Annotated in this window: 24 protein-coding genes and 1 pseudogene; 14 read left to right on the forward strand and 11 right to left on the reverse strand. The window is 65.4% G+C overall.

Annotated features, from left to right (window positions below; all coding sequences use genetic code 11):
• The 7 genes from ACWEO2_RS35700 to ACWEO2_RS35730 all read left to right on the forward strand — a co-directional run.
• On the forward strand, window positions 1–350 hold a 350-nt coding region (locus ACWEO2_RS35700; protein ID WP_452409394.1), incomplete at its 5' end, for a DNA-directed RNA polymerase subunit beta.
• A gap of 104 nt (window positions 351–454) precedes the next feature.
• Window positions 455–4,408 (forward strand): DNA-directed RNA polymerase subunit beta', encoded by a 3,954-nt coding sequence (locus ACWEO2_RS35705; RefSeq protein ID WP_452409395.1) that lies wholly within the window; start codon window positions 455–457, stop codon window positions 4,406–4,408.
• Between the two features lie 378 nt (window positions 4,409–4,786).
• Entirely contained in the window at window positions 4,787–5,980 is a 1,194-nt protein-coding gene (locus ACWEO2_RS35710; protein WP_452409396.1) for an NAD(P)/FAD-dependent oxidoreductase, read from the forward strand.
• 142 nt (window positions 5,981–6,122) lie between these two features.
• Window positions 6,123–7,082 (forward strand): RNA polymerase sigma-70 factor, encoded by a 960-nt coding sequence (locus ACWEO2_RS35715; protein ID WP_452409397.1) that lies wholly within the window; start codon window positions 6,123–6,125, stop codon window positions 7,080–7,082.
• A 34-nt stretch (window positions 7,083–7,116) separates the two neighbouring features.
• A complete protein-coding gene (locus ACWEO2_RS35720; RefSeq protein WP_452409398.1) occupies window positions 7,117–8,190 on the forward strand; it encodes a hypothetical protein in 1,074 nt (357 codons plus the stop codon).
• 197 nt (window positions 8,191–8,387) lie between these two features.
• Window positions 8,388–9,440, forward strand: a complete 1,053-nt coding sequence (locus ACWEO2_RS35725; RefSeq protein WP_452409399.1) for a glycerophosphodiester phosphodiesterase family protein — start codon at window positions 8,388–8,390, stop codon at window positions 9,438–9,440.
• A gap of 111 nt (window positions 9,441–9,551) precedes the next feature.
• Complete coding sequence (locus ACWEO2_RS35730; RefSeq protein WP_452409400.1) at window positions 9,552–9,917, forward strand: CD225/dispanin family protein; 366 nt, start codon at window positions 9,552–9,554, stop codon at window positions 9,915–9,917.
• Between the two features lie 206 nt (window positions 9,918–10,123).
• On the opposite strand, the gene ACWEO2_RS35735 is transcribed toward ACWEO2_RS35730, so the two are convergent.
• On the reverse strand, window positions 10,124–11,137 hold the full coding sequence (locus ACWEO2_RS35735) for an aldo/keto reductase (protein ID WP_452409401.1): 1,014 nt from the start codon (window positions 11,135–11,137) through the stop codon (window positions 10,124–10,126).
• Between the two features lie 101 nt (window positions 11,138–11,238).
• Here ACWEO2_RS35735 and ACWEO2_RS35740 point away from each other — a divergent pair, with 101 nt between their 5' ends.
• Entirely contained in the window at window positions 11,239–12,111 is an 873-nt protein-coding gene (locus ACWEO2_RS35740; protein WP_452409402.1) for a helix-turn-helix transcriptional regulator, read from the forward strand.
• Here ACWEO2_RS35740 and ACWEO2_RS35745 read toward each other — a convergent pair.
• From ACWEO2_RS35745 to ACWEO2_RS35780, 8 genes and pseudogenes are all read right to left on the reverse strand, one after another.
• Window positions 12,090–12,734: a hypothetical protein gene (locus ACWEO2_RS35745; RefSeq protein WP_452409403.1), complete on the reverse strand. Its 645-nt coding sequence runs from the start codon at window positions 12,732–12,734 to the stop codon at window positions 12,090–12,092. The two genes, ACWEO2_RS35740 and ACWEO2_RS35745, sit on opposite strands and share 22 nt — an antisense overlap.
• Window positions 12,735–12,863: 129 nt before the next feature.
• A complete protein-coding gene (locus tag ACWEO2_RS35750; RefSeq protein WP_452409404.1) occupies window positions 12,864–13,853 on the reverse strand; it encodes a pirin family protein in 990 nt (329 codons plus the stop codon).
• Window positions 13,850–14,161, reverse strand: coding sequence for a GNAT family N-acetyltransferase (locus ACWEO2_RS35755; RefSeq protein WP_355184639.1), 312 nt, complete (start codon window positions 14,159–14,161; stop codon window positions 13,850–13,852). The genes ACWEO2_RS35750 and ACWEO2_RS35755 overlap by 4 nt, the downstream gene beginning before the upstream one ends.
• Window positions 14,162–14,173: 12 nt before the next feature.
• Window positions 14,174–14,638 (reverse strand): annotated as a pseudogene (locus ACWEO2_RS35760) (carboxymuconolactone decarboxylase family protein); the annotation flags it as partial.
• Window positions 14,639–14,719: 81 nt separating this feature from the next.
• Complete coding sequence (locus ACWEO2_RS35765) at window positions 14,720–15,013, reverse strand: putative quinol monooxygenase (protein WP_452409405.1); 294 nt, start codon at window positions 15,011–15,013, stop codon at window positions 14,720–14,722.
• A gap of 38 nt (window positions 15,014–15,051) precedes the next feature.
• Window positions 15,052–16,113 carry an aldo/keto reductase gene (locus tag ACWEO2_RS35770; RefSeq protein WP_452409406.1) on the reverse strand — a complete coding sequence of 354 codons (1,062 nt, stop codon included), beginning with the start codon at window positions 16,111–16,113 and terminating at the stop codon, window positions 15,052–15,054.
• A complete protein-coding gene (locus ACWEO2_RS35775) occupies window positions 16,110–16,580 on the reverse strand; it encodes a MerR family transcriptional regulator (RefSeq protein WP_452409407.1) in 471 nt (156 codons plus the stop codon). The genes ACWEO2_RS35770 and ACWEO2_RS35775 overlap by 4 nt, the downstream gene beginning before the upstream one ends.
• Before the next feature lie 192 nt (window positions 16,581–16,772).
• Window positions 16,773–17,141 carry a glyoxalase superfamily protein gene (locus ACWEO2_RS35780; RefSeq protein ID WP_452409408.1) on the reverse strand — a complete coding sequence of 123 codons (369 nt, stop codon included), beginning with the start codon at window positions 17,139–17,141 and terminating at the stop codon, window positions 16,773–16,775.
• A 59-nt stretch (window positions 17,142–17,200) separates the two neighbouring features.
• Between ACWEO2_RS35780 and ACWEO2_RS35785 the strand changes: the two genes are divergently transcribed.
• Window positions 17,201–17,404 (forward strand): hypothetical protein, encoded by a 204-nt coding sequence (locus ACWEO2_RS35785; RefSeq protein WP_354961774.1) that lies wholly within the window; start codon window positions 17,201–17,203, stop codon window positions 17,402–17,404.
• Window positions 17,405–17,421: 17 nt separating this feature from the next.
• Here ACWEO2_RS35785 and ACWEO2_RS35790 read toward each other — a convergent pair whose 3' ends face one another.
• Window positions 17,422–17,913 (reverse strand): SixA phosphatase family protein, encoded by a 492-nt coding sequence (locus ACWEO2_RS35790; RefSeq protein WP_452409409.1) that lies wholly within the window; start codon window positions 17,911–17,913, stop codon window positions 17,422–17,424.
• 181 nt (window positions 17,914–18,094) lie between these two features.
• Between ACWEO2_RS35790 and ACWEO2_RS35795 the strand changes: the two genes are divergently transcribed.
• Complete coding sequence (locus ACWEO2_RS35795) at window positions 18,095–19,765, forward strand: FAD-dependent oxidoreductase (protein WP_452409410.1); 1,671 nt, start codon at window positions 18,095–18,097, stop codon at window positions 19,763–19,765.
• A gap of 41 nt (window positions 19,766–19,806) precedes the next feature.
• On the opposite strand, the gene ACWEO2_RS35800 is transcribed toward ACWEO2_RS35795, so the two are convergent.
• The gene (locus tag ACWEO2_RS35800; protein WP_355184600.1) at window positions 19,807–20,574 is read right to left on the reverse strand and encodes an acyl-[acyl-carrier-protein] thioesterase; all 768 of its coding nucleotides are present in this window, start codon (window positions 20,572–20,574) and stop codon (window positions 19,807–19,809) included.
• A 180-nt stretch (window positions 20,575–20,754) separates the two neighbouring features.
• Between ACWEO2_RS35800 and ACWEO2_RS35805 the strand changes: the two genes are divergently transcribed.
• The 4 genes from ACWEO2_RS35805 (at window position 20,755) to ACWEO2_RS35820 (ending at window position 26,103) form a co-directional block, all read left to right on the forward strand.
• On the forward strand, window positions 20,755–20,955 hold the full coding sequence (locus ACWEO2_RS35805; protein WP_452409411.1) for a DNA-binding protein: 201 nt from the start codon (window positions 20,755–20,757) through the stop codon (window positions 20,953–20,955).
• Between the two features lie 101 nt (window positions 20,956–21,056).
• Window positions 21,057–22,898: a serine/threonine-protein kinase gene (locus ACWEO2_RS35810; protein ID WP_452409412.1), complete on the forward strand. Its 1,842-nt coding sequence runs from the start codon at window positions 21,057–21,059 to the stop codon at window positions 22,896–22,898.
• A complete protein-coding gene (locus ACWEO2_RS35815; RefSeq protein WP_452409413.1) occupies window positions 22,898–24,847 on the forward strand; it encodes a serine/threonine-protein kinase in 1,950 nt (649 codons plus the stop codon). The genes ACWEO2_RS35810 and ACWEO2_RS35815 overlap by 1 nt, the downstream gene beginning before the upstream one ends.
• 80 nt (window positions 24,848–24,927) lie before the next feature.
• Window positions 24,928–26,103 carry a DUF7373 family lipoprotein gene (locus ACWEO2_RS35820; protein ID WP_452409436.1) on the forward strand — a complete coding sequence of 392 codons (1,176 nt, stop codon included), beginning with the start codon at window positions 24,928–24,930 and terminating at the stop codon, window positions 26,101–26,103.
• Window positions 26,104–26,133: the final 30 nt, after the last annotated feature.

Genomic DNA, 26,133 nt, shown 5'->3' on the forward strand with positions numbered 1-26,133 from the left:
GTGGTCAGCGCTTCGGTGAAATGGAGTGCTGGGCCATGCAGGCCTACGGCGCTGCCTACACGCTGCAGGAACTGCTCACCATCAAATCCGACGACGTGGTCGGCCGCGTGAAGGTCTACGAGGCGATCGTCAAGGGCGAGAACATTCCGGAGCCGGGCATCCCGGAATCGTTCAAGGTGCTCCTCAAGGAACTCCAGTCACTGTGCCTCAACGTCGAGGTGCTGTCTTCGGACGGCGCGGCGATCGAGATGCGCGATGGTGACGACGAGGATCTGGAGCGCGCGGCCGCGAACCTGGGCATCAACCTGTCCAGGAACGAAGCCGCCACCGTCGACGATCTGGCGAACTAGGCGGTAGGCCGAATGTTGTTCATTGCGAACCGCATTCGGCTCCGCGTTCCACCAACTAGTGAACTTTTGCTCGAATTCGACCCGAATAGGGGAAAGGAAGTTACGTGCTAGACGTCAACTTCTTCGATGAACTCCGGATCGGTCTGGCCACCGCCGAAGACATCCGCCAGTGGTCCTACGGCGAGGTGAAGAAGCCGGAGACCATCAACTACCGCACGCTCAAGCCGGAGAAGGACGGCTTGTTCTGCGAGAAGATCTTCGGTCCCACCCGGGACTGGGAGTGCTACTGCGGTAAGTACAAGCGGGTGCGCTTCAAGGGCATCATCTGTGAGCGCTGTGGCGTCGAGGTGACTCGCGCCAAGGTGCGCCGTGAGCGGATGGGCCACATCGAGCTGGCCGCTCCGGTTACCCACATCTGGTACTTCAAGGGTGTGCCTTCGCGCCTCGGGTACCTGCTCGACCTGGCGCCGAAGGATCTGGAAAAGATCATCTACTTCGCCGCCTACGTCATCGTCGGTGTCGACGAGGAGCTGCGTCACAACGAGCTCTCCACGCTCGAGGCCGAGATGGAGGTCGAGAAGAAGGCCGTCGCCGATCAGCGCGACGCCGACCTGGAGGCCCGCGCCCAGAAGCTCGAGGCCGATCTGGCCGAGCTCGAGGCCGAGGGTGCCAAGTCCGATGTGCGCCGCAAGGTCAAGGACGGCGGCGAGCGCGAGATGCGTCAGCTCCGCGACCGGGCCCAGCGCGAACTGGACCGGCTCGACGAGATCTGGAGCACCTTCACCAAGCTGTCGGTCAAGCAGCTCATCGTGGACGAGGTTCTCTACCGCGAGCTGATCGACCGCTACGGCGAGTACTTCACCGGCGCCATGGGTGCGGAGTCCATCCAGAAGCTGATGGAGAACTTCGACATCGACGCCGAGGCCGAGTCGCTGCGCGAAACCATTCGCTCCGGCAAGGGCCAGAAGAAGCTGCGCGCGCTCAAGCGGCTCAAGGTTGTCGCGGCCTTCCAGGCCAATGGCAACTCGCCCATGGGCATGGTGCTCGACGCCGTTCCGGTGATCCCGCCGGAGCTGCGCCCGATGGTTCAGCTCGACGGTGGCCGCTTCGCCACCTCCGACCTGAACGACCTGTACCGCCGCGTGATCAACCGCAACAACCGCCTCAAGCGACTGATCGATCTGGGTGCGCCCGAGATCATCGTCAACAACGAGAAGCGGATGCTGCAGGAGTCGGTGGACGCGCTGTTCGACAACGGCCGCCGCGGCCGTCCGGTCACCGGTCCGGGTAACCGCCCGCTGAAGTCCCTGAGCGATCTGCTCAAGGGTAAGCAGGGTCGTTTCCGGCAGAACCTGCTCGGTAAGCGTGTCGACTACTCGGGCCGTTCGGTCATCGTGGTCGGTCCGCAGCTGAAGCTGCACCAGTGCGGTCTGCCCAAGCTGATGGCGCTGGAGCTGTTCAAGCCGTTCGTGATGAAGCGTCTGGTCGACCTGAACCACGCGCAGAACATCAAGTCCGCCAAGCGGATGGTCGAGCGGCAGCGGCCCCAGGTGTGGGATGTCCTCGAAGAGGTCATCGCCGAGCACCCGGTGCTGCTGAACCGTGCGCCTACCCTGCACCGCCTCGGCATCCAGGCCTTCGAGCCGCAGCTGGTGGAAGGTAAGGCCATCCAGCTGCACCCACTGGTCTGTGAGGCGTTCAACGCCGACTTCGACGGTGACCAGATGGCCGTGCACCTGCCGTTGTCGGCAGAGGCGCAGGCCGAGGCCCGCATCCTGATGCTGTCCTCGAACAACATCCTGTCGCCTGCCTCGGGTCGACCGCTGGCCATGCCGCGTCTGGACATGGTGACCGGCCTGTACTACCTGACCCGCCTGGAAGAGGGCGCGCGGGGCGAGTACCAGGCGGCCACGAAGGACGCACCGGAGCAGGGCGTGTACTCCTCGCCCGCCGAGGCGCAGATGGCGGTGGACCGTGGTGAGCTCACCGTGCGTTCGCTGATCAAGGTGCGGCTCACCGACCAGCGCCCGCCGAAGGCTATCGAGGCGGAGCTGTTCCCGGAGGGCTGGAGCCGCGGCGACGCGTGGATTGCCGAGACCACCCTTGGTCGCGTGCTGTTCAACGAGCTGCTCCCGGCGGACTACGCGTTCATCAACGAGCAGATGCCGAAGAAGCGTCAGGCGACGATCATCAATGATCTGGCCGAGCGCTACCCGATGATCGTGGTCGCGCAGACCGTCGACAAGCTGAAGGACGCTGGCTTCTACTGGGCCACCCGTTCCGGTGTGACGGTCTCGATGTCGGACGTGCTCGTTCCGCCGGAGAAGACCGAGATCATGGAGCGCTACGAGGCGCAGTCCGATCAGATCGAGAAGAAGTACCAGCGTGGTGCTCTCGATCATCAGGAGCGCAACAACGCCCTGGTCAAGATCTGGCAGGAAGCGACCGAAGAGGTCGGTAAGGCGCTGCGTTCGCACTACCCGGCCGACAACCCGATCATCACGATCGTCGACTCGGGCGCGACCGGTAACTTCACCCAGACTCGTACCCTCGCCGGTATGAAGGGTCTGGTTACCAACCCGAAGGGTGAGTTCATCCCGCGGCCGATCAAGTCCTCCTTCCGCGAGGGCCTGACGGTTCTGGAGTACTTCATCAACACCCACGGTGCCCGTAAGGGTCTGGCCGACACCGCGCTTCGCACCGCCGACTCGGGTTACCTGACCCGTCGTCTGGTGGACGTCTCGCAGGACGTCATCGTGCGCGAGCACGACTGTGGCACCGAGCGCGGCATCCTGGTGCCGATCGCGGAGAAGCAGCTCGACGGCTCGCTGATCCGGGACGCGCACGTGGAGACCTCCGCCTACGCGCGGACGCTCGCGGCCGACGCGATCGACGCGAAGGGCAATGTCATCGTGGAGAAGGGCGCCGACCTCGGCGACCCGGCCATCGAGGCACTGCTCGACGCCGGCATCACCGATGTGAAGGTCCGCTCCGTGCTGACCTGCACCACCGGCACCGGCGTCTGCGCCACCTGCTACGGCCGCTCGATGGCGACCGGCAAGCTGGTGGATATCGGCGAGGCCGTCGGTATCGTCGCCGCGCAGTCCATCGGTGAGCCCGGTACCCAGCTGACCATGCGTACCTTCCACCAGGGTGGTGTCGCGGGTGATGACATCACCGGCGGTCTGCCTCGTGTGCAGGAGCTCTTCGAGGCTCGTGTGCCCAAGGGCAAGGCGCCCATCGCGGAGGTCTCGGGACGGGTGCGGCTCGAGGACGACGATCGCTTCTACAAGATCACCATCATCCCGGATGACGGTGGCGAAGAGGTTGTCTACGACAAGCTCTCGAAGCGTCAGCGCCTGCGTGTGTTCAAGCACGACGACGGCACCGAGCGTCTGCTCTCCGATGGTGACCACGTCGAGGTCGGTCAGCAGCTGCTGGAAGGCGCGGCGGATCCGCACGAGGTGCTGCGCGTGATGGGCCCCCGTCAGGTGCAGATCCACCTGGTCCACGAGGTCCAGGAGGTCTACCGCTCGCAGGGTGTGTCGATCCACGACAAGCACATCGAGGTCATCGTGCGCCAGATGCTGCGTCGCGTGACGATCATCGACTCGGGTGCCACGGAGTTCCTGCCCGGCTCGCTCACCGAGCGGTCCGAGTTCGAGGCCTCCAACCGTCGCGTCGTCGCCGAGGGCAATGAGCCCGCGGCGGGTCGCCCGGTGCTGATGGGTATCACGAAGGCGTCGCTGGCGACCGATTCGTGGCTCTCGGCGGCATCCTTCCAGGAGACCACCCGAGTTCTGACCGACGCGGCCATCAACTGCCGCTCGGACAAGCTCATCGGCCTCAAGGAAAACGTGATCATCGGCAAGCTGATCCCGGCCGGTACCGGCATCAACCGCTACCGCAACATCCAGGTTCAGCCGACCGAAGAGGCTCGTGCCGCGGCGTACGCCGTGCCGTCCTACGACGACACCTACTACAGCCCGGACAGCTTCGGCGCCACCACCGGTGCCGCGGTTCCGCTCGACGATTACGGTTTCAGCGACTACCGGTAATCCGGCAGTGCCGTAACAGCATTCGGCCCCCGTTCCATTCGGAGCGGGGGCCGATTTGCGTTTCCGTATCAAAGGTCCGCGTACGGGTTCTGGCCGCCGGTGCGGCCGCGCGGGCTGCGCCGAGCCGTCGCGGGTGCGTTCGCTCATCGGGGCGTGATCGAGTTCGGCGACGGCATCTTGCGAACCTTCGTTTCTGACCTGTCGGGCGATTGGTCAGATGCTCGGCGACTGCTGTGCCGAGACCTGGTCGCAGCCAGCTCCTGCACCGCGTGATGAGTGACGCACACCCAGCCTATTCAGTGATCTGCATCACATGATGTCAGGATGTTCGGCGCTGCGGTGTCTTGTATTCGAGCCTCTCGGACCGAAGGAGACACCATGAATACGAACGTCGGTGTGGTCGTTGTCGGCGGCGGATACGCCGGTGTGATGGCGGCCAATCGTTTGACGCAGCGCGACGACGTGACGGTGACCGTGATCAATCCGCGTCCGGTCTTCGTGCCGCGGCTGCGTCTGCACCAGCTCGTGGGCGGGACGCACGATGCGGTCGTCGACTACCGGGAAGTGCTGGCCGACGGGGTCCGGCTGGTCGTCGACAGCGTGACGCGGATCGATGTGGCCGGGCGCAGTGTGACGCTGGCCGAGGGCGGCAGTATCGGCTACGACTACCTGATCTATGCGGTGGGCAGCGGCAGCTCCGGCCCGCGGGTGCCGGGCGCGGCCGAGTTCGCGTATCCGATCGCGACATTGGAGGCGGCGCAGCGGGTGCGGTCGGTGCTGTACGACACGCCCATGACGGTCCCGGTGACGGTCGTCGGGGGCGGCCCGACGGGCATTGAGACAGCTGCCGAACTGGCGGAGCAGGGGCGCACGATCACGTTGGTCTGTGGCGGTGTCCTCGGTCCGTACCTGCACCCGAGGGCTCGGCGCACGGCCCGCAAATATCTCGCCGGACTGGGCGTCACCGTGCTGGAAGGCCCCGAGGCCTCGGTCGCCGAGGTGACCGAGGGTGCCGTGGAACTCGGTGACGGTCGCATGCTGGCGAGTCGGGTCACCATCTGGACCGCGGGCTTCGGTGTGCCCGATCTGGCCGACCACAGCGGGTTGCGCACCGATACCGCCGGGCGTCTGCTCACCGACGAAACACTGACCAGCGTCGATGACGACCGCATCCTGGCGGCGGGGGATTCGTCTGCACCGTCGGGCCTGCCGTTCCGGATGAGCGCCTATGCCGCGGGATGCCTGGGCGCACAGGCAGCCGACACGGTGCTGAGCCGGATCGCGGGGGAGCAGCCGTCGACGATCGACCTGTCGTTCCCCGCGATGTGCATCAGCTTCGGCCGGGGCACCGGGATCTTCCAACTCGGTCGCAAGGACGACACCGCGATGCGGCTGTATTTCAGCGGGGTCGCAGGCAAGAAGCTCAAGGAGTTCGCCTGCGCTGCCAGCGTGAAACATCTGGTGACCGAAGCGCATAAGCCCGGTTCGCACTCCTGGCCCAAGGACGGCAGGCACCGGCCGCAGCTGCTGCAGGCACAGCGCGGCGACGCGGCGGCAGCACCGGTCGCGTAACGCACCGAAAGCCGTCACCGCGCCCAATTGCACGTGACGGCGCGATGTGCGGCAGCGCCCTGGATCGAAGGCGTTGCCGCACGCGCGTCATCGGCGGCCGGTGGGCTCCAACGACTACTGACGGCCGACAGGAGAGGGATTCATGGACACGACAGGTGAACCCGGCGGGCAGCCGCGTGCCGACAGCGCGGCCGTGGGTCGCGACGGCGGCGATCACATCATCGTCGCGGCGACGGAGACCTTCCTCGCCCACCGCAACCTGCTGTTCACCGTGGCCTACGAGCTGCTCGGATCGGCGGCCGACGCCGATGACGTCTTGCAGGAAACCTGGTTGCGCTGGGTCGGAGTCGACACGGTGCAGGTCGACGAGCCGCGCGCCTACCTGGTCCGGATCACCACCCGCCAAGCGCTCAACCGGCTGCGCGCGATGAAGCGCCGCAGAGAGGCCTATGTGGGCTCCTGGCTGCCGGAGCCGCTGCTCACCACCCCGGATGTGGCCTGCGACGTCGAACTCGCGGAGAGCGTGTCGATGGCACTGATGCTCGTCCTGGAGACACTGACCCCGACCGAACGGGCGGTGTTCGTGCTGCGTGAAGCGTTCGGGATCGGCTACGACGAGATCGCGGCCGCGGTCGACAAGACCCCTGCCGCCGTGCACCAGATCGCCCATCGCGCCCGCCGCCACGTCGAAGCCCGCCGCCCACGCCGCTCGGTCACCGCGGGCCAGGCCGAGGCGGCTGTCGAGGCGTTCCGACGCGCGCTCGAGACCCGCGACCTACGGAGCCTGCTCGACGTGCTCGCACCCGACGTCGTGGCGATCAGCGATGGAGGTGGCATCAAGCAGGCCACACCGCGGCCGATTATCGGCGCCGACAAGGTGGCCCGTTTCATCGTCGGCGGACTCACCAAGAAGGGCGTCACGCTCACCGTCGCGGCGACCATGGTCAACGGCAGCCCCGCACTGGCGCTGCACGTGGACGGGGAACTCGACGGCGTCATCGCGATACGCGTCGAGGACACCCACATCAGCGGCATCTACTACGTCCGCAACCCGCAGAAACTGACCCACATCGAATCCGAAACTCCACTCACACTGCGATGAACACCGGTCACGGCCCAATGTTCGAGGAGTAGATATGACCACGCAGGCACCGCTCGCCAGCGATGCGCTTCCGTCACGATGGCCGGTTGTGGCCGGAGCAGTCGTCCTGCTCACCGCGATCATCAGCGTGCTGCTCATTGCTTTTGCCTGGCCATCGGTACGGTCGTCGGTGCACGATGTGCCGATCGCCGTCGCCGGGCCGACCACCGCGGTCGCACAGATTCGCGCCGCACTCGATCAGCATCTGCCGGGCGGCTTCGAGATCACCGAAGTTGCAGACACCGCCGCCGCGGAACAACTCATCCGCAACCGGCAGGTGTACGGGGCGATCGACCTCAGCTCCGGTACCCCGCACGTCATCGTCGCCTCCGCCGCCAGCACCGCGGTCGCCCAGACCCTGCAGTCCATGGCGACCGCCCTCGGCCAGGCGGGCAGCACCGGCTCGCCGGTCGCTGTCCGCGACCTCGCCGCCCTGCCCGGCGACGACCCACGCGGCGCTGGCCTGTCCGCAGGTGCCCTGCCACTGGTGATGGGCGGTCTGCTGGCCGCAGTGCTGCTGACCAGGCTCGTTCACGGCGCCGTCCGTCGGGCTACTGGGGCGCTCGCCTTCGCGGCAACCGCCGGCCTGACCGTGGCAGCGATCCTGCAGTTCTGGCTCGGCTCACTGAGCGGGTCCTATCCGGCGAACAGCGCGGCCGTCGCCCTGACCATCGCGGCCACCTCCCTAACGGTCCTCGGGCTGGAATCCCTGCTCGGATTTGCCGGAATCGGGATCGGTGCGCTGGTCATGATGCTCATCGGCAACCCCCTCTCGGGCACGGCGACCGCACCCGAGATGCTGCCCGGCTGGTCCGGCACGCTCGGCCAACTGCTGCCGCCAGGGGCCGGTGGCCGGTTGCTGCGATCGACCGCCTTCTTCGACGGCCGCGGCGCCGCCCACGCCGTCAGCGTGCTGGTCACCTGGGTCGCGCTGGGTGCAGTGCTCTGTTTGGTCGGCGGCCTGCGCGCTCGCCGGACCGTCGATGGCGCAGCGGGGCGTAGGCCATCGCAATCGGCGGCCGACGGCCGCTTTGTCCGGCATGAACCCCAGCCACGGCAGCGTGCATAACGTGATCACCATCCCGGCCGATCCGCCGGACCATGACCACGGCCAGGATCGACGAATGTCAGGTCGGATGGAGTCGGCGGCTGGTCGCCGCACTGATCGGCGACGATGCCGCAGTCCGGAGCCGAAGCCGGGTCCCCGCGTTGGTTGTTCATTCGATGGTTGCGCGGTCGTGGGGTGGGTTTGCCACGATGAGGTGCATGCGACCGTGGTTCGTGGCTGGTCTGGCTGGGGCGTTGATGGCCGCCGCCGGTGCGGCGTCGGCGGACGGACCGGGGCGAAGTTTCGATCTGCAGGCGCATCGGGGTGGTGCCGCGCTGGTGGTGGAGAACACTCTGGCCGCGTTCGCGAATGCCTTGGAGCTCGGCGTCAGTACCTTGGAGTTGGATGTGCAGATCACCGCGGATGGGTTCGCAGTGGTCACCCACGATCGGGATCCGAGTCCGGACAAATGTGTCGACACCGCGCCCGCGTTTCCGGGTGATCCGCGGTTTCCGTATGTGCCCGGTACGCAGTTCATTCGGGATCTGACATTGGCTCAGGTGCGGACAATCGATTGTGGCTCCAAGCGATCGGCCGCATTTCCGGATCAGCGAACCGTGCCGGGGGAGCGAATGCCGTTGCTATCGGAGGTATTCGATCTGGTGCGGGCGTATCGAGCCGATGACGTCATGCTGAATATCGAAACGAAGGTGGAGGCGTCTGCTCCGGAGCAGACCGCGCCGCGGGAGCAGTTCGTCCAGGTGGTCGCGGCGCAGGTGCATCGGGCGCATTTCGAAAACCGGGTGACCATACAGAGTTTCGACTGGGGTGCGCTGATGCGGATGCGGCAGGTAGCGCCGGAATTGCCGATCGTCGCGCTGACAAATGGGCAGCAGTTTCTGCAGGCCGGTCAGCCGGGTGCGTCGCCCTGGTTGGGTGGAATCGATATCGATGATTTCTCGGGCACGCTGCCGGAGAAATATGTGGCGGCAGCGGCGTCCTTCGGCGCGAATATCCTGTCGCCGGTGCACGGCAGCCCGCAGGACGGCACGGTCGAGGATCCGCGCTATGCGGCGTTCACCACCGCCGAACTGGTCCACGCCGCACATCAGCGCGGCATGACCGTGGTGCCGTGGACGGTGGATGATCGCGCCACCATGACCGCGCTGATCGATCTCGGCGTGGACGGACTGATCACCAACCGTCCGGATCTGTTGCGCGCCATCCTCGCTGAACGCGGTTACCGGCTGCCCAGGTCGTATCACGGCTAGTCCATCCGGCGCAGGGCTGTGGTGCGCGACGCGGGTTGGGTTCGTACGCTGGTAACGGCCGCGGCCGGAACTGCCGGGCCCTGCCGCCGACTTCGAGACGGGATCACTGCCATGACTGATGGGCAACAGCCAGGCGGTTACGGCTACCCCATCAACCAGCCGGGATATGGTTCGCAGCCGGGGTACGGATATCCGCAGTACCCGCCGGCGGAGCCGCCCGCCCATCTGGGCTGGGCGATCGGGGCCACCATCCTCGGGACCCTCACCTGCATGGTGGGTTCCGTGCTCGGCATCGTATCGATTCTCTTCGGTGCGCAGGTGCATTCGAAATGGCACAGCGGGGATTTCGCGGGTGCGTTCGATGCGTCCAAGAAGGCGAAGACTTGGGCGATCGCCGCCACCGTTGCCAATGTGGCCTGTGCGGTGCTCGCGATCGGCTATCTCGTCGTCACGCTGACGAGTACGTCCTCGTACTGACCGTTTCCCGCTGCCGCCGATCGAGCGGGTCTGTGCCGATATCGCGGCGCGGGTCGATGTCGAATTGGCGGTGCCGGTGGACATTACCGACAACACCGGAAAGTCGGTTGCCGCGTCGGCTTTCATCGCGGTCATCCATCCCAAGTGACCGCGCATATCGGACAGGCGGTAGTCGGGAGGGCGGCCGAGCCGCTCTCCCGGCCAGATCAGCGCTCGCTGTCCAGCAACGTCATCTGCGCGGCCGCATAGCGCTCACCCGCGATCCGATCCGCGGGCACCGCGGCCTCGATGCTCGCCAGTTCCTCGACGCTGAGCTGGATATCCAGTGCGCCAAGGGATTCTGCCCAGCGTTCGCGGGTGCGCGCGCCGAGGATCGGCACGATATCCGCGCCCCGGGTCAGCGTCCAGGCGATGGCCAGCTGTGCGATCGAAACATCCTTCGTCGCGGCGATATTCGCGAGCGCCTCGACCAATTTGAGGTTCTGGTCGAGATTCTCACCCTGGAAGCGCGGGCTGTGCGCACGGAAGTCGGTGGGGGCGAAGGTCGTGCCCCGGCGCACCGAATCGCTCAGCAGACCGCGTGACAGCACGCCATACGCGGTGATCGCGATGCCGAGTTCCCGTACCGCGGGCAGGATTTCGGCCTCGATACCGCGCGAGATCAACGAGTATTCGATCTGCAGATCCGCGATCGGATGCACAGCCGCGGCCCGGCGGATGGTCTCCACACCGACCTCGGACAGTCCGATGTGTCGGATGTAGCCCGCCTCGACGAGTTCGGCCATGGCGCCGATGGTGTCCTCGATCGGCACGTTCCGGTCCAGGCGCGCGGGTCGGTAGATGTCGATGTAGTCGACGCCGAGGCGCTGCAGGCTGTAGATGAGGAAGTTGCGCAGTGCGACGGGGCGGTTGTCGGTGCCGCCCCAGGTGCCACCCGGTCCGCGCAGCGCGCCGAACTTCACACTGAGCACCACATCCGCACGGGGACGTTCGGCGATGGCCCGACCGATCAGCATCTCGTTATGGCCCGCGCCGTAGAAGTCGCCGGTGTCGATGAGGTTGGCGCCGGAGTCCAGAGCGGCGTGGATGGTCGCGATCGATTCGGTGTCATCGGCGGCGCCGTACATGCCGGACATGCCCATGGCGCCGAGTCCGATGCGGCTGACCGCAGGGCCGGTTTTGCCGAGTTCGGTATCGGTGGTGATCTTCGATGTCGTCATGGCATCAAGCCTGCCCCCTAGGAAAGGGGTGCGGCAGAGATCGCCTATCGGGGGATCGGCGATCCCTGGCTCGGCGCCGGTTATTGCGGGACAGTGGTGACATGGACCGATCCGAACTGGCCGATTTCCTGCGCAGGCGCCGCGAACAGCTGACGCCTGCCGATGTCGGGCTGCCGCCGGGGGTCCGCCGGCGCACCCCCGGCCTGCGCCGGGACGAGGTCGCCCTACTCGCGGGCATGTCGACCGATTACTACACCCGGTTGGAGCAGTCCCGTGGCCCGCGGCCGTCCACGCAGGTGCTCGCCGCGCTGGCGCGGGCGCTGCGCTTCAGCAATGACGAACGCGACCATCTCTACCACCTGTGCGACCACGCCGCGCCCGGGCGTGAGCTCGCGGATAAGCACGTCGGCCCCGGGATCCTGCATGTGCTGGCGAAGCTCGACGACACCGCGGCCACCGTTATCACCGACCTCGGCGAGGTCTTGGTGCAGAACCGGATGCACACGCTGCTCGTCGGTGACCACGCGAATCGGCGCGGCTGGGATCGGTTCTACGCCTGGCGCTGGTTCACCGACCCGTCATCGCGGGCCATCTTCCCGGCGGAGGATTGGGATCGGCTGGGCCGCAAGCATGTCGCGGACCTGCGCGCGACCGCCGCGCGTCGTTCCGGCGACGCCGATGTCACCGAATTCGTGAGCCGATTGCGTTCCGCGAGTGCGGAATTCGAGCGGTTCTGGAACGAACACGAAGTGGCGGTGCGGATCTCCGACACCAAGCGGATCCTGCATCCCGAGGTCGGTCTGATCGATACCATCTGCGAAACCCTGCTCACCCCGAACGAGGCCCAGCGACTACTCGTCTACCTGCCCCGTCCGGGTACCGATGCGGCGGAGAAGCTGGATCTGCTGCGGGTGATCGGCACGCAGCGCCTGCTCCCCACCCACAATGGCGTTCAGGGATTGACGTTGAAGTAGTCCATCGCGGCCTGGACCGCGGGCTCACCACCGCCGGTCGACAGACCGGCAAACGCGCCGATGACGCCACCTACCACCGTGGTGATCGGAACGGTGACGAAGTCGACGACGAACAGGCCGAGGGGGAAGCCGAGTACGAACCCGATAGCCGCACCGATGGCCGCACCGGTCAGGACCTGCGGCATCGACTTCTCGATCTGACCGAAGAAGCGCTCCTGGGTGCTGACATCGCGCACCGGCTCATCCGACTTGCTGATGGGCGTCAGCGACAGCCGCGTACCCGCCTCATCGATGACCGGGGCCAGATTGATCCGGTGTCCGCCGATATTCAGCGCGGTCGGCAGCGCGGCGACGACCTGCCCGTTGTGATCGGTCAGCGAGACGACCCTGTTCTCCCGGACCAGATCCCAGCGACCCTCCGAAATGGTGGTCACCACGGCATGGCGGTTCTCGGCCGCCGTGACGTGGTAGCCGATCTGCTGGAATACGCCCTGCAGATCGAGTGGTGCGTCGGCGGTCGAATTCGCCACGGGCGGTGCGGGTTCCGCGTGCACGACACCGGCTCCGATGGTGGTGGTCGCCAGCGCCAGCAGTGCTGTCGCGGTAATAGTGGAGATCCTCATCGTGCTCTTCTCGTCGCGCCACCCGAGTGGAATGTCCGTTTTGGTTGCCGACGATACCGTTTCGTGATCGACATCAGAAGAGGGGCACGCCCGGTGATTTCACCGGTGCCGCGCGGCGGCGCCTCGAATTCAGGTTCTGGCCTGGCCGATTCGACGCTTGCGCGGCTTCAGATGCAGACCCGGCAATGGCGGAGCCGGGATGCGCTGTTCCGGAGTGTGGCCCGCGATATCGGCGAAACGGTCGAGATCGTGCTTTTCCCAATCATTTCGGGCCGCGACGATGTCCTCGTGGCTGCGGCCGACGAAGTTCCACCACATCACCAGTTCTTCGCCGAACGGTTCGCCACCGATCAGCGCGAAGTGGGCGCCCGCGGTGCTGCTGAGTCGCAGTTCGTCGCGTCCGGTGCCCAGATAGAGCAGTGGGCCGGCGGCGATTTCGGTGTCGGCGGCGGTGAGGTCGCCGTCGATCACCATGAGCGCGTGCTCGAAATCGGGATCGAGGGTGATGGTGGTGTCGGTGCTGGGCTCGATCCGCACATCCGCGCCGACGATCGGCGTATAGGCCTTGGCGGGTGAGGTGAGTCCGGCGAAGGTGCCGATCAGCACGATGGCCTGCAGCCCTGCGCCCTGGTAGACCGGCAGGTCGCGATGCTGCTCGAAATGCGGATCGATGCCGAGACTGTCGCCGGGCAATGCGATCCACAGCTGCAGCCCGTGCCCGGCGTGCGCACCGGCGATGCCGTACTCGGAATGCGCGATGCCGCGGCCGGAGGTCATCAGGTTCAGCTGACCCGGTTCGATTTCCACATCGGAGCCGACCGAATCGCGATGGCGGATCCGTCCGTCGAACGGCCAGGTCACGGTCTGCAGTCCGATATGCGGATGCGGGTCGATATCCGGCGACGCACCCGTCTTGGTGACCGTTGGCGAGCCGAAATGGTCGAGGAAGCACCAGGCGCCGACGGTCGGCAGATCACGTTGCGGCAGTACGCGTTCCACGTAGACGCCGCGCACACCGCCGAGTGGGACCTCGCGTGCCGGATAGAACTCCGCGACCGGTCCGGAACCGGGCGATGCCTCGCAGACCGCCTCCTCCGGATGCAGCTCGAGATCACTCATCGCGTGACGCCCTTGCCGACCACATGCGCGTCGTACTGCGGATGCTTCTCGAGATATGCCTTGATGAACGGGCACAGCGGCCGGATCACCCGGCCGCGGGCGATCACATCCTCGACCGCGTTCTTGGCCAGGATGCTGCCGAGGCCCTTACCGGAGAACCCGCCATCGATCTCGGTGTGGATGAACACCGTCTCGTCATCGCGCTCCTCGTATTCGCTGAACCCGGCCAGCTCGCCATCGAAGAACACCTCATAGCGGCTCTTCTCGTCATTGCGGACGACCTTGCTCTCGGGCGTCGGTTCGGTCATGGTCGGCTTCTCCTTCCGTGGGCGCACTGGATGCTTGCTGAGGATCGACACCCGGTTGAACGCGCCGATCGTGGTGGCGATCCAGAGGATCGCCGAGACCTGATCATCGGATAAATGCTCTCGGGCCCGAGCGTACTCACGGTCCATCGTCGCCTCATCCGGCAATGTGGTGGTGAGTTCGGCCAGTGCCAGCGCGGCCCGTTCCTGCGGTGTGTACAGCTCGGTGCGGTCCCATGCGGGCAGCACGGCGAGTTCGCGCTCGGTGGCCCCGGCCGCGACGGCCGCGCGATGGTGCACGTCGAGGCAATAGGCGCAGCCGTTGATCTGCGAGACACGCACGTTGATCAATTCGATGAGCCTGCGGTCGAGTCCGGCCGCGGCGCCCGCCGCGCGGACCGTGCTGGCCACGGTGTTCAGCGCTCGAAACGCTTCCGGGGTCTGCTTATCCATGAACACACGCCCGTCTGGGTACTCCATGGGTCCGGATAGTAGAGCAGCACGGCGATGTGCCCGGACTGTGGTCCGGATCGCCGTGCTGCGATCGTTTGCCGTGCTGGCTCAGCCGACGTTGTTGAACCGCCGGACCTGCAACGGCTCGAGCAGGATCTCCGCCAATGTGGCGGCGCACTCCTTCAGATGCGGCGTTTCGAAATGTGCCGCGAGCGCCGCCTCGTCGACCCACTCCTCGAGCAGCACGACGCGGCTCGGATCGCTCGGGTGCAGGTACAGCTCATAGGCCAGACAACCTGGTTCGGCGAGCGTCGGCGCGACCATATCCTCCAGCGTCTCGCGCAACTCGGTCTCGTGACCGGGCTTGGCGGTGAACCGGACATTGAGGGTCAGTGTGGACACCGATTACTCCTGATCTGCCGTGCGTGCATTACGCGCGGTCATTCCCGGCCGACGGAGGTGAAGGACATATCCCTGTACCGGTCTCCGGCCACCTTGTCGGCGATCGGGTCCAGCGTGGCCAGTTCCTCGGCGGTGAGCGAAATGGTCGCGGCGGCAACGTTATCGGCGAGCCGGGTGCGGCTGCGGGTGCCCGGAATCGGGACCACCGTCAGCCCGTGCACACCCGCCTGCGCGTGCACCCACGCCAATGCCACCTGGGCGAGCGAGATACCGCGGGCGTCCGCGATGGTGCGCAGCGGCGCGAGCAGTTCGACATTGTGTGCCGCGTTATCGCCGGAGAAGCGTGGCTGCAGGTGTCGGAAGTCCGTGCCATCGGTCAATTCGCTGGCCGCGGCGAAGGAGCCGGTGAGGAATCCACGGCCCAGCGGCGAGTACGGCACGAAGGTGATGCCGAGTTCGGCGGCCGTGGGTACCGCGCTGCGCTCGCCATCCCGGGAGAACAGCGACCATTCGGACTGCACGGCCGCGATCGGATGCACCGCATGGGCTGCGCGCAGTTCGTTGCCGGTCACTTCGGATAGGCCCAGCGCCCGAACCTTGCCCTGCGCGACGAGCTCGGCCATCGCGCCGACCGATTCCTCGATCGGGACCGCCGGATCGCGACGGTGCATGTAGTACAGGTCGATGGTGTCGATGCCGAGACGGGCCAGGCTGGCATCGACCGCTTTGCGGATGTATTCGGGGGAGTTCTCGATGCCGCGGTAAGTGGGATCGTCGGCCTTGCGGACAATGCCGAACTTGGTGGCGAGTACCACCCGGTCGCGGTTGGCCCGCACGAAATCGCTGAGGAATTCCTCGTTGTGGCCCGAGCCGTAGATATCGGCCGTGTCGAACAGCGTGACGCCGAGTTCCAGTGCGCGATCGAGGGTCGCCCGCGATTCGGTCAGGTCCGAGGGGCCGTAGAAATCGCTGATTCCCATGCAGCCCAGGCCCTGTGCGCCCACCTGGATGCCGCTGGCGCCCAAGGTTGTGGTGGGAAGCTGCCCACCCGTCACCCGGTCGCCACCCTCCGTGGAATCGCTACGCGGTGCAGCATTCATATCTTGGTCCCTTCGCATGGTTGTGTGAGTGCGGCCGGTTTGACGGCGGAGGTCTTGCCCTCGTACAGGTCGATCTTGTAATCCAGCACGGCCACCGTCTGGCGAAGTTCGTCGATCTTGGCGAGCACCTCGGCGCGGGTATTGCGGAACATCTGCAGCCGCTCGGGCACGGTGGATTCCCCCTCCCGCACCAATTCGGCGTAGCGGACCATGTCCGCCACCGACATGCCGGTGGCGCGCAGCCGGCCGATCAATGCCAACCACTCCAGATCGCGATTGCTGAACCGGCGCTTCCCGGCGTGATCGCGCCCGATGTAGTTCATCAACCCGATCCGCTCGTACCAGCGCAACGTGTCGCGGCTGAGCCCGGACCGATCAGCCGCCTCGCCGATCGAATACTGCGGCTTCTCCCGATCGATATCGACGGCCTGCTGATCACCGACAACCTGACCTACGGCTCCACCCACTGCACTCGCCCTTCTCGATGAACACCAACGACGTTAATAACCTGGAGTGCACTCCAAGCAAGTCTTGATTCTGCCGAAATTCGGAACCGCTCGCCGCCGCCTGCGTACCTTGCATGGGCCATCGGAGCCTGAACATGGTCATCGCCGCGCACTGCTGCGCGGCGATGACCGACGTGGGCCGATGTCTCGGACTCAGTCGCGCTCGGGCAACTCCTGTACCGCCCACTTGTTCCCGTCGGGATCGGCGAAGAAGGTGAACAGGCCCCAGCCCATATCTTTCACGGGGGTTGCCTCCACACCTGCTGCGACAAGCTGTTGGTATGCGTCCTCGGCGCTCGCGACTACTACCTGCATGCCCACGACGCTGCCGGGTGCGGCGTCGGTGATGCCCTCGCCGATGCAGATGGAGCAGCCGGAGCCGGGTGGGGTGAGTTGGACGAAGCGCAGGCTCTCACTGACTCGGTGGTCGTGATCGGCATTGAAGCCGATCTTGGTGTAGAAATCCTTGGCGCGGTCCACGTCGGTCACCGGAATGGCGACCAGTTCGATTTTCCAATCCATCCGCTGAGCATCCCACCGGCTCGACGGCGAGAACTGGTTTTCGCACCTACCCTGGTGACATGCCAGGTAAGGACATCGACCGGATCAGGGGCCGCGCGGCCTGGGCCACGGTCAAGGAAAGCCCGGTGATCACCGCCATCGCGGTGGCACCGTTCGTGCTGGCGCTCGGCGTCGTGTGGTGGCTGCTCGGCGGATTCGCCGCGTTCGTCCTGCTCGTCGTCCTCGGCGTCGTTGTGGTCGTCGGCGGCAAGCTACTGCGCTGACGACGCCGAGCCCGTGCTCAACGCGGGATGTGGAAGCGCACCAGATCGCCGGTGCCCTCATCCACCTGCGCCCACGGCCGGTCGAATTCGAGCACCGCGAGTGCCGAGGTGGGGAATTTCCTGCTGAGCTCGATCGCCGGATCGGAATCCCGGTTGCTCGCCAACTCCCATGCCGTCCACGGCATTCCGGGCGCGTGCCCGATCACCAGCAGCGTCTCGACATCGTCATCGCTGAGCTGGATCAACTCGATGAGCGTGCGCGGCGACGCCTCATAGATGCCCGCCTCATAGACCACCGGCGCGGTGACGCCGGTGGCGGCCAGGGTCTCGCGGGTGCGCGTGGCGGTCGAGCACCGCACCGCATCGATCGGTGGCTGGGTATCGCGCAACCACTGTCCGGCCAGGCCGGCCTCACGCTGACCGCGTCGCGCGAGCGGGCGCTCGTGATCGGAGATACCGTCGGGGTAGGCCGATTTACCGTGCCGCATGAGGATCAGAGTCCGCACCATGCAGATACCGTAAGGCCTAGCGGAAGAGAGGCCTCGACCACACTCGAGGCAAACTGAAAGCGGCATCACAACGCGGCGCCCCCGGGGCACCCCCCGCAGGCTCCGCGGCGGTGACGCTCCCGCCCACACCTGACCCCTTGGGTGGCTACAACCCACGTACATTTTCGAGGATCTGCACAATATGGCCTACGTAATCACGCAGCGTTGTTGCAACGACGCCAGCTGCGTCACTGAGTGCCCGGTCGATTGCATTCGTCCTACCCCGGATCAGCCGGAGTTCGCGACCACCGAAATGCTCTACATCGATCCCGACACCTGTATCGACTGCGGTGCCTGCGTCGACGCGTGCCCGGTTGAGGCCATCTTCTCCGAGGATGATCTGACCGCGTCACTGGCCAGGTTCCGTGACATCAATGCCGCCTACTTCCAACGGCATCCGCTCGAATCGAACTTCGATCCGATCGTCACGCCGGCACGTCCGCCCAAGGAGCTCGGCACCCTGCGCGTCGCCATTGTCGGGGCGGGGCCCGCCGCCTGCTACGCCGCCGACGAACTGCTGCGGCGCTGCGATGTCGAGGTCGAGATGTTCGACCGGCTACCCACGCCGTGGGGGCTGGTGCGCGCGGGTGTCGCCCCCGACCACCCAGGCACCAAGACGGTCTCGGGCCTGTTCGAGTCGGCGTTCCGTCGCGAGACGCTGCAGTACTACCTCAATGTCGAGGTCGGTACGCACATCACGCACGAGGAACTGCTGGCCCATCACCACGCGGTCATCTATGCCGTCGGCGCATCCTCCGACCGGCACCTTGGCGTGCCCGGTGAGGATCTGCCCGGCAGCCATTCGGCGACCGAGTTCGTCGCCTGGTACAACGGCCACCCCGACTTTGCGGACCGACACTTCGACCTGTCCGCCGAGCGCGCGGTGATCGTCGGCAATGGCAATGTCGCCCTCGATGTCGCCCGCGTGCTGACGGTGGATCCGGACGAACTCGCCAAGACCGATATCGCCGACTATGCCCTGGATGCGCTGCGCGCCAGCAATATCCGCGAGGTGGTCGTGCTCGGCAGGCGTGGTCCGCTGCAGGCGGCCTACACCTCGCCGGAGTTCCTGGCGCTCGCGCATCTGAAGGGCGTCGATATCGTCGTCGACGAGGCCGACCTCGCGCTCGACCCGGCCAGCCAGGCGCTGCTCGACGATCCGGAGGTCGAGCCGTCACTGCAGCTCAAGTACACCCTCGCCGAGGAGTTCGCGGCGGGCCGCCGCGATCCGGCGAACAAGCGGATCGTCTTCCGCTACCTGACCTCGCCGACCGCGTTGCACGGCACCGAGCACGTCGAGTCGGTGGAGTTCGCGCACAACGAATTGGTCAGTGAGAATGGCCAATTGGTGGCGCGCGCGACCGATCGCACCGAAACCCTCGAGACCGGGCTGGTGCTGCGCTCGATCGGCTACAAGGGCGAACCGATCAAGGGTCTGCCCTTCGACGAGCGCCGCGCGGTCATTCCCAATGAGCACGGGCGGGTAATCGGCGAAGACGGTATCCCGCTGCCCGGTGTCTATGTGAGCGGCTGGATCAAGCGCGGTCCGCGCGGTGTCATCGGGTCCAACCGCATGGACTCCGAGGAGACCGTCGAGCAGCTGCTCGCCGACTTCAGCACCGGCAGACTCGGTGCGCCACAGGCCGATCGGGCCGCACTGAAGGCTTTGCTCGCGCAGCGGCAGGCCGATCTGGTCGACCGCGCGGGCTGGAAGGCGATCGATACGGCGGAGAAATCCGCGGGCAAGGCCTCGGGACGTCCGCGGGTCAAGTTCACCACCCGCGAGGACCTGCTCAAGGCCGCGCGCGGCTGAACCGGCGACCGGCTCCGTTCCCAGTGAACGGGGCCGGTTTCTTACAGGGGCATGATGCGCACGACCGTGGTGGTCGTGCCGCCGACCACGAACCACAACCGCAGTACCGGCCGCCCGGAGCGATCGCCCGGCTCATAGCGGCTGCGCACGGTGACGTGCTGACGCGCGAGTACCGGCGCCACGTACTCGATCACCGCGCGATGCGGGCCCGCGACGAGCTTGGGGTACTCGACCAGGAACTGTTCCACCGCCTGCCAGTAACAGGCGTTGTTGACGTGGTTGTACTGGTCGATATCGGTGGCCCGCACCGGGAACGGCATATCGGTATCCGATTCCGGCGGTGTGGCGTCGATGAGATAGGGCCGCCAGCGCAGGCGGTGCTCATTGGTGGTCTGGGCCAGATAGGCCAGGCCCTCATCGCTGATCCGCGCCGGCATGTTGTTGGACTCGCTGATATTGATCCAGAAGCCCTCGGTCTCGATCAATCCGCCGTTGGCGCTGGTAACCCGGACCCGCATATTCGTCCACCGGGTGGACATACTCGAACACCACCGCAGCAGCCGCACCTCGTCGGGCCACAGGATCGGCCGGATGACGTCGATGACCGTACGACGCACGATCCAGGTCGGATCGGTGGTATGCAGATTCGTCTGCTGCAGCTGCTCCCAGGCAATATCCTGCAGGTAGCGTGCGACGGCGTCGAACCGCAAGCGGTTGTACGGATCTACATCGCCAGCCCGGATGGGCCACGCCGACGCAAACCCCATGCCCTCCTGGGGAAGCGGGGCGAGTGGCTGATCGAGTGACACTGGTGCTCCTCGCGCTGCACGGTGTGCCGCGTTCTTTTACGCTGCTGTTCTGAGACGACTTTACGGGGCGTACGTCACACCCTCGCGTCGAGCCGCCTCTACTCTCACTTGTCGGTCCCGCCGAGCAGGACGGGCAATGAGTGCAGCACCGCGCAGCGATTCGATGAGAGGTGGTGCCCGGTGACCAGTGCCCCCAACTCCGACCTACCCGCCAAACTCGGCAAACCCGCCGAACGCGCGCTGGCCGCCGCCGGCATCCAGCACCTGTCCGACCTGACCAGCTGGACCGAACGCGACGTCGCCGCCCTACACGGCGTCGGCCCGACCGCCATCGCCAAACTCCGCACCGCCCTGGCCGAACGCGGCAAGAGCTTCGCCTGAGCGCTCCGCCGCGGGGACGATCGGCGATCGCGCCGGTACTATCCCGAGCAGGACCGAGGGGAGGGGCGGGGTTGAAATCATTGGGGCCGCATGATCTTCGCATGGCGGGCCGCTATCGCTTGTTCGGTGTCATCGGGCAAGGGACGATGGGACGGGTACTGCTCGGCCGATCGCCGGACGGACGCCTCGTCGCGGTCAAGATGATTCACCGCCACCTGGCGCGGAACCCGGAATTCCGCGCCCGGTTCCGCCTCGAGGTCCAAGCATCACAGCGCGTCACTGGTGCCTATACCGCCGCGGTCATGGACGCCGACCCCGACGCCGCCGAGCCATGGCTGGCCTCGGTGTACGTAGCGGGCCCGTCCCTACGCGCCGCCGTGGACCAATTCGGCCCGATGTCACTGGGCGGACTCCGATTGCTCACTGCGGGCCTAGCGTCGGCGCTCCTGGAAATCCATCGCGCGGGAATGGTGCACCGCGACCTCAAACCCAGCAATGTGTTGCTCGCTGAGGATGGTCCGCGGGTCATCGACTTCGGAATTGCGCGGGCGTTGGAAGGGGATATTCAGCTCACCGGTACGGGCTCGGTGGTCGGATCGCCCGCATTCATGTCACCGGAACAGGCCGAAGGCCATCAGTTGACGACTGCTAGCGACGTGTTTTCGGTCGGTGCCATGTTGGTTTTGGCGGCGACTGGCGAGAGCCCTTTCCTTGGTGCGTCAACCCCGCAGACTCTGTACAACGTCGTCCACAATCGAACGGACACCAGCCGGGTTCCACCTGCCCTCCGTGGTGTGGTGGAAGCGTGTCTCGATAAGAACCCCGCGCATCGGCCGACACCGCCGCAACTGCTGCAATCGGTCGAGGCGATCACGGCGCGCTCGGGTTGGGCGGCGGCTGTGCGGCAGCAGATTGCGCACGATCGCTCCGATGCGGAGCGCTGGGTCGCGTTGGACGGGCGGGTGCCAGAGTCCGGCAAGCGACGCGGCCGGGTCCGATGGGTGGCCGCCGCCGCGGTCGCGACGCTGATAGCCGCAGGTGGTGCAAGCGCAGCTCTGCTGACTCGCGGTGAGTCGGCACCACCGGACCCACTCGCGAATCGGAAGCTGGAGCTCAGTGATGAGCAGTTGCGGCTGGTTGACACATGCAAACTGCTCAGCTCCGACGTTCTCGGTTCGCTCGGTACTCCGGATTCGACTTTTGCTTTGAGATCCACGACATGCGCAGTGGGTCTGCGCCAGGGCAACGGTAGGCAGACAACGGTCACGTTGGGTGTCGGAATCGATATGCCCGCAACGGAATACAAGGACAGCGGTGTGACCGTCGCGGGTCTGCCGGTACTCGATTCGACGTTTCGATCCAGCATTGTCGACCTGTGCGGGCGCGCGGCGCTGTTGCGGCAAAGTCCACGTATCGGAATCGAAATGAGCGTGAAGGGTAGCGACACCGAATCATGCGAGCTGGCGATGAGCGCACTGAAGGCCGTTATCGGCCGACTCGCCACGAATCCGCCGTTGGCCTCGCTGCCACGGCAGTCCGTGATTCGGATGGACCCCTGTAATGCGGTCGATCAGTCGGTCGTCGACGCTTCGTTGGGCGCTGGTGTCAAAGCGACTCCGATCGACGCGCACAAATGTAAATGGTCGGGCGCACAGGCGGATGTCACCGTCGAGCTCACCGAGACCAAGCGGGTCGACGCCGGGGACTCGAAGTTCACCAACCTCAGACTGAGCGGCGGCCAGCTCGGGCCACTGGATGTCTCGCGTTCGACCGATGACAAAGGAGAATGCGTGACGTACCACATGGTCCGATCGACGCTCGAAAATCGGGGGGAGATGGTAATTGTGACGGTGGTTCCAAAACCGGCGATCGCGTCCGATAACAGTTGTGCGCCTTCGGATCCGATTCTGATGTCGGTGCTGAACCGACTGCGGAGCACATAATGGTCGAGCGCTTGGATCCCGGCCAGCCAGCTCGGATCGGAAGGTATCGGCTCCTCGGACAGCTGGGTGCTGGCGGAATGGGGCGTGTATTCCTTGGAGTCGGTCCCGATGGTCGGCCGGTAGCGATCAAGCAGGTTCATCCGCATTTGGTCGAGGAAGAGGACTTCCTGCCGCGCTTTCGCCGTGAGGTGCAGACCTCCGCGCGTGTCTCCGGAGCCTTCACCGCCGCTGTTGTCGACTTCGATGTCGATTCCGAGATGCCCTGGCTTGCCTCGGTTTTCGTACCAGGACTGCCACTCGACAAAGCGGTGGCGCAGTTCGGTCCGATTCCAGTCGATCAGGTGCGGTTTCTCGCGGTCGGGTTGGCTTCGGCGCTGACTGCGATCCATCGGATCGGGCTCATACACCGAGATCTGAAGCCCGCCAACATCATCCTTGCCGAGGACGGGCCGAGGGTTATCGACTTCGGTATTGCGCGAGCGGTCGAGGGACGGTCCGAGCTGACCCATACGGGCTCGATCATCGGGTCGCCAGCGTTCATGTCACCGGAGCAGGCGCAGTCGATGCCCCTGACGCCGGCTAGCGACATCTTTGCCCTCGGAGCCGTCATCGCGATGGCCGCCGGAGGTAAGAGCCCGTTCGCCGGGGCATCGGTGCCGCACACGTTGTACAACATTGTGCACACCGATCCGGACCTGACCGGCCTTCCCGCGCAGATCCGGCAGTTGGTCGAGCCGTGCCTGCGCAAGGATCCGGGGACACGTCCGACGACGGTGCAGATCCTGGATTACCTCGGACCGATGCCACAGGCGCCGAATCCGTGGTCGTCCGCTGTCCACGGCGCGATTCGGCAGCAGGCCGCGGAGTTGTCGGCGTTGACGTCCGATCCGGAATCGACGCAGATCGTCGGGATGCCATCCGCTGGCGCGGCCGCGATGTCGATACCCGACGAGGAAACTTTCGAGCAGCGACTCCGTCGATTGGAAGCCAGCTCACAGGACAAGGGCTCGAACAGAAACCGTCGGTCGCTGCTGATTGCGGCTTTGATCGCACTAGTGCTGCTGATCGGTACCGGAGTCGTGGTCGGGGTCATGCGCACGGGCGATGATCCGGCGAATCCCGTTGGTGCGATCGAGAATCCGCTCAGTGCGATGAACCTGACGCAACTGCGGCTGGTCGACCTATGTGGCTTGATGAACAAACCGTTTACCGCGATGGGTGAGTGGAAGGCAGCACCATATCCCTTGCAGTGGGGCTCCTGCGCAGCCAAGGGCGCGAAATACAACGTTGAGCTGTGGAAGGCGTCGACAGCCGCCTACCAAGAGAGCGGAAGAAGGATCGATCGCGTTCCGGTGCTCGAAAACCGTACGAACCTGGGGCTCGACTGCACGCGGGGTTTGGTGCCCGCGAAAATGGAGCCGCAGTTCGGTCTGTTCGTTCAGGTGAATACCTCGGACTCGGCCGCAAAGGCAGGAATGTGCGAAGCCGCGGAGTCGGCCCTGGCCGAGGTGATCGCTCGGCTGCGGTCGTCGTCATTTCAGCTGCCGAACGTTCAGGGCTCGTTGGCGCGACTCGATGCCTGCACGCTGGTCTCACCGATTGCCATCAAGTTCAATGTCGGCACGCCTCCGCCGGGGGTTGCAAATGATGTGTACAGCTGCAAATGGACAGCGACCAATGTCTTGACCCTGAAACTGGATCGGGCGGCCAGGCCTGATCGCGCATCGGGACTGAAACAGATCGATGTCGAAGGGCTCGTCGGCTATCGGCCTGTCGATGACCCCCAACGTGGGGAGTGCTCGGCCCAATATGCGCACCGCTTTATCGATCAGCATCTTGCGGAGGTCGTGACGGTGCGGGTTTCGAATCAGACGGTCGACCCGGAGCGACTCTGCACAGCCGCGGCGGCGGTTCTGAAGAATGTTGTCTCGAATCTGCCGCCTCGGTGAACTTATCAGCGGGCTTGGGAGGGATTGGCGTGCGTCGCTTGATAGTTGGCTCGTTTGTGGCTCTGTTCGTCATTGTCGCGGTGACAGCATGTGGGCAGGCCGTTCGAGGGTCCGCGCTGTCCGGCGAACCGGATGTTCGAAAACTGGATGCTGGTCAGTACCCGGTCCGGCAGTCCCGCCTGATAGACATACTGGATCAGCAGGACTATCCGTTTCTCGAGGCAGTGCGCATGTCCGACTCGGTGTTGAACCCCTACGAGGTCGACTCCAAATACGGGCAAGGTGCTATTGCTGGCCCGGCGCTCACGGCGCAGGATATGACGCGATACCTGGTCCCACCGGTCGAGGCGGTGCTGCAGAAGTACGGCATGGTGCTGGGATTCTTCTCCTCCGCCTCGGACAAGTCGACGCCGCTCGCGAACGCTCGTGACTCATCGAAGGACCGCGAAGGCCTATTCGTGGCGGTATCGCGCTTTCCCGACGAACAGTCCGCCGAATCGGCCGCGACGGAGATGAACGACGCCGATTTCTCGTGGAACCCGGATAATGTCGCGGTGCAGTTGCCCCGATACTCGCAAGCCACGGCGCACTGGCGGCCATCGGTGCCGACTCTGGGCAGTACCACATCGCACGGAGTGTTCGTCATCAGCATCCTGGCGGAGCGGCGCGACACCAATATCGATGCGCTGGTCGAGATGACGCAGAAGTATCTCGATGCCGAGACGAAGGCACTGGATGGATACACACCGACCCCGCGCGATAAATTCAACACCCTGCGGCAGGACCCCGATCGGCTGCTCGTGCGAACCCTGCACGTGGACATGGTGGTTCAGCGTCCGAGCTCGGGCGAGGTGGTCTACACCAGGCGCGGCTTCTTGAATAAGACGTCGCGCTCGTCGTATGTCGCGTTCGTGACGAACCAGGCCGGTCGCCATCAGATCATGACCGACGCACAAGTCGACCGCGTGGCGGTGTCGGGCTTATCGACTGTGTTCCGAACCAATGGTGTTGCGGCAGCGCGCAAGTTCGTCAGCGACTATCCCAGGATCGATGCCGAAGGCTTTCGGCGCGATTACGACCCGCCCCTGGATGTTCGGGATTCATACTGCTACGAGGATCTTCGAGCGACATCGGACGACAGATTCCGGTGCTTGATCGCATATCGGTCGTTTGCAATCTATGTGCAGAGCGCGCAGTTGTACGATGCGCAACAGCGAGTTGTCGCCCAGTACGCGTTGCTGGCGAACACCCAGTAAGTTCTTCGTCCAGTAAGCCCTTCGATCGGG

The organism is Nocardia sp. NPDC004278 (assembly GCF_053602975.1).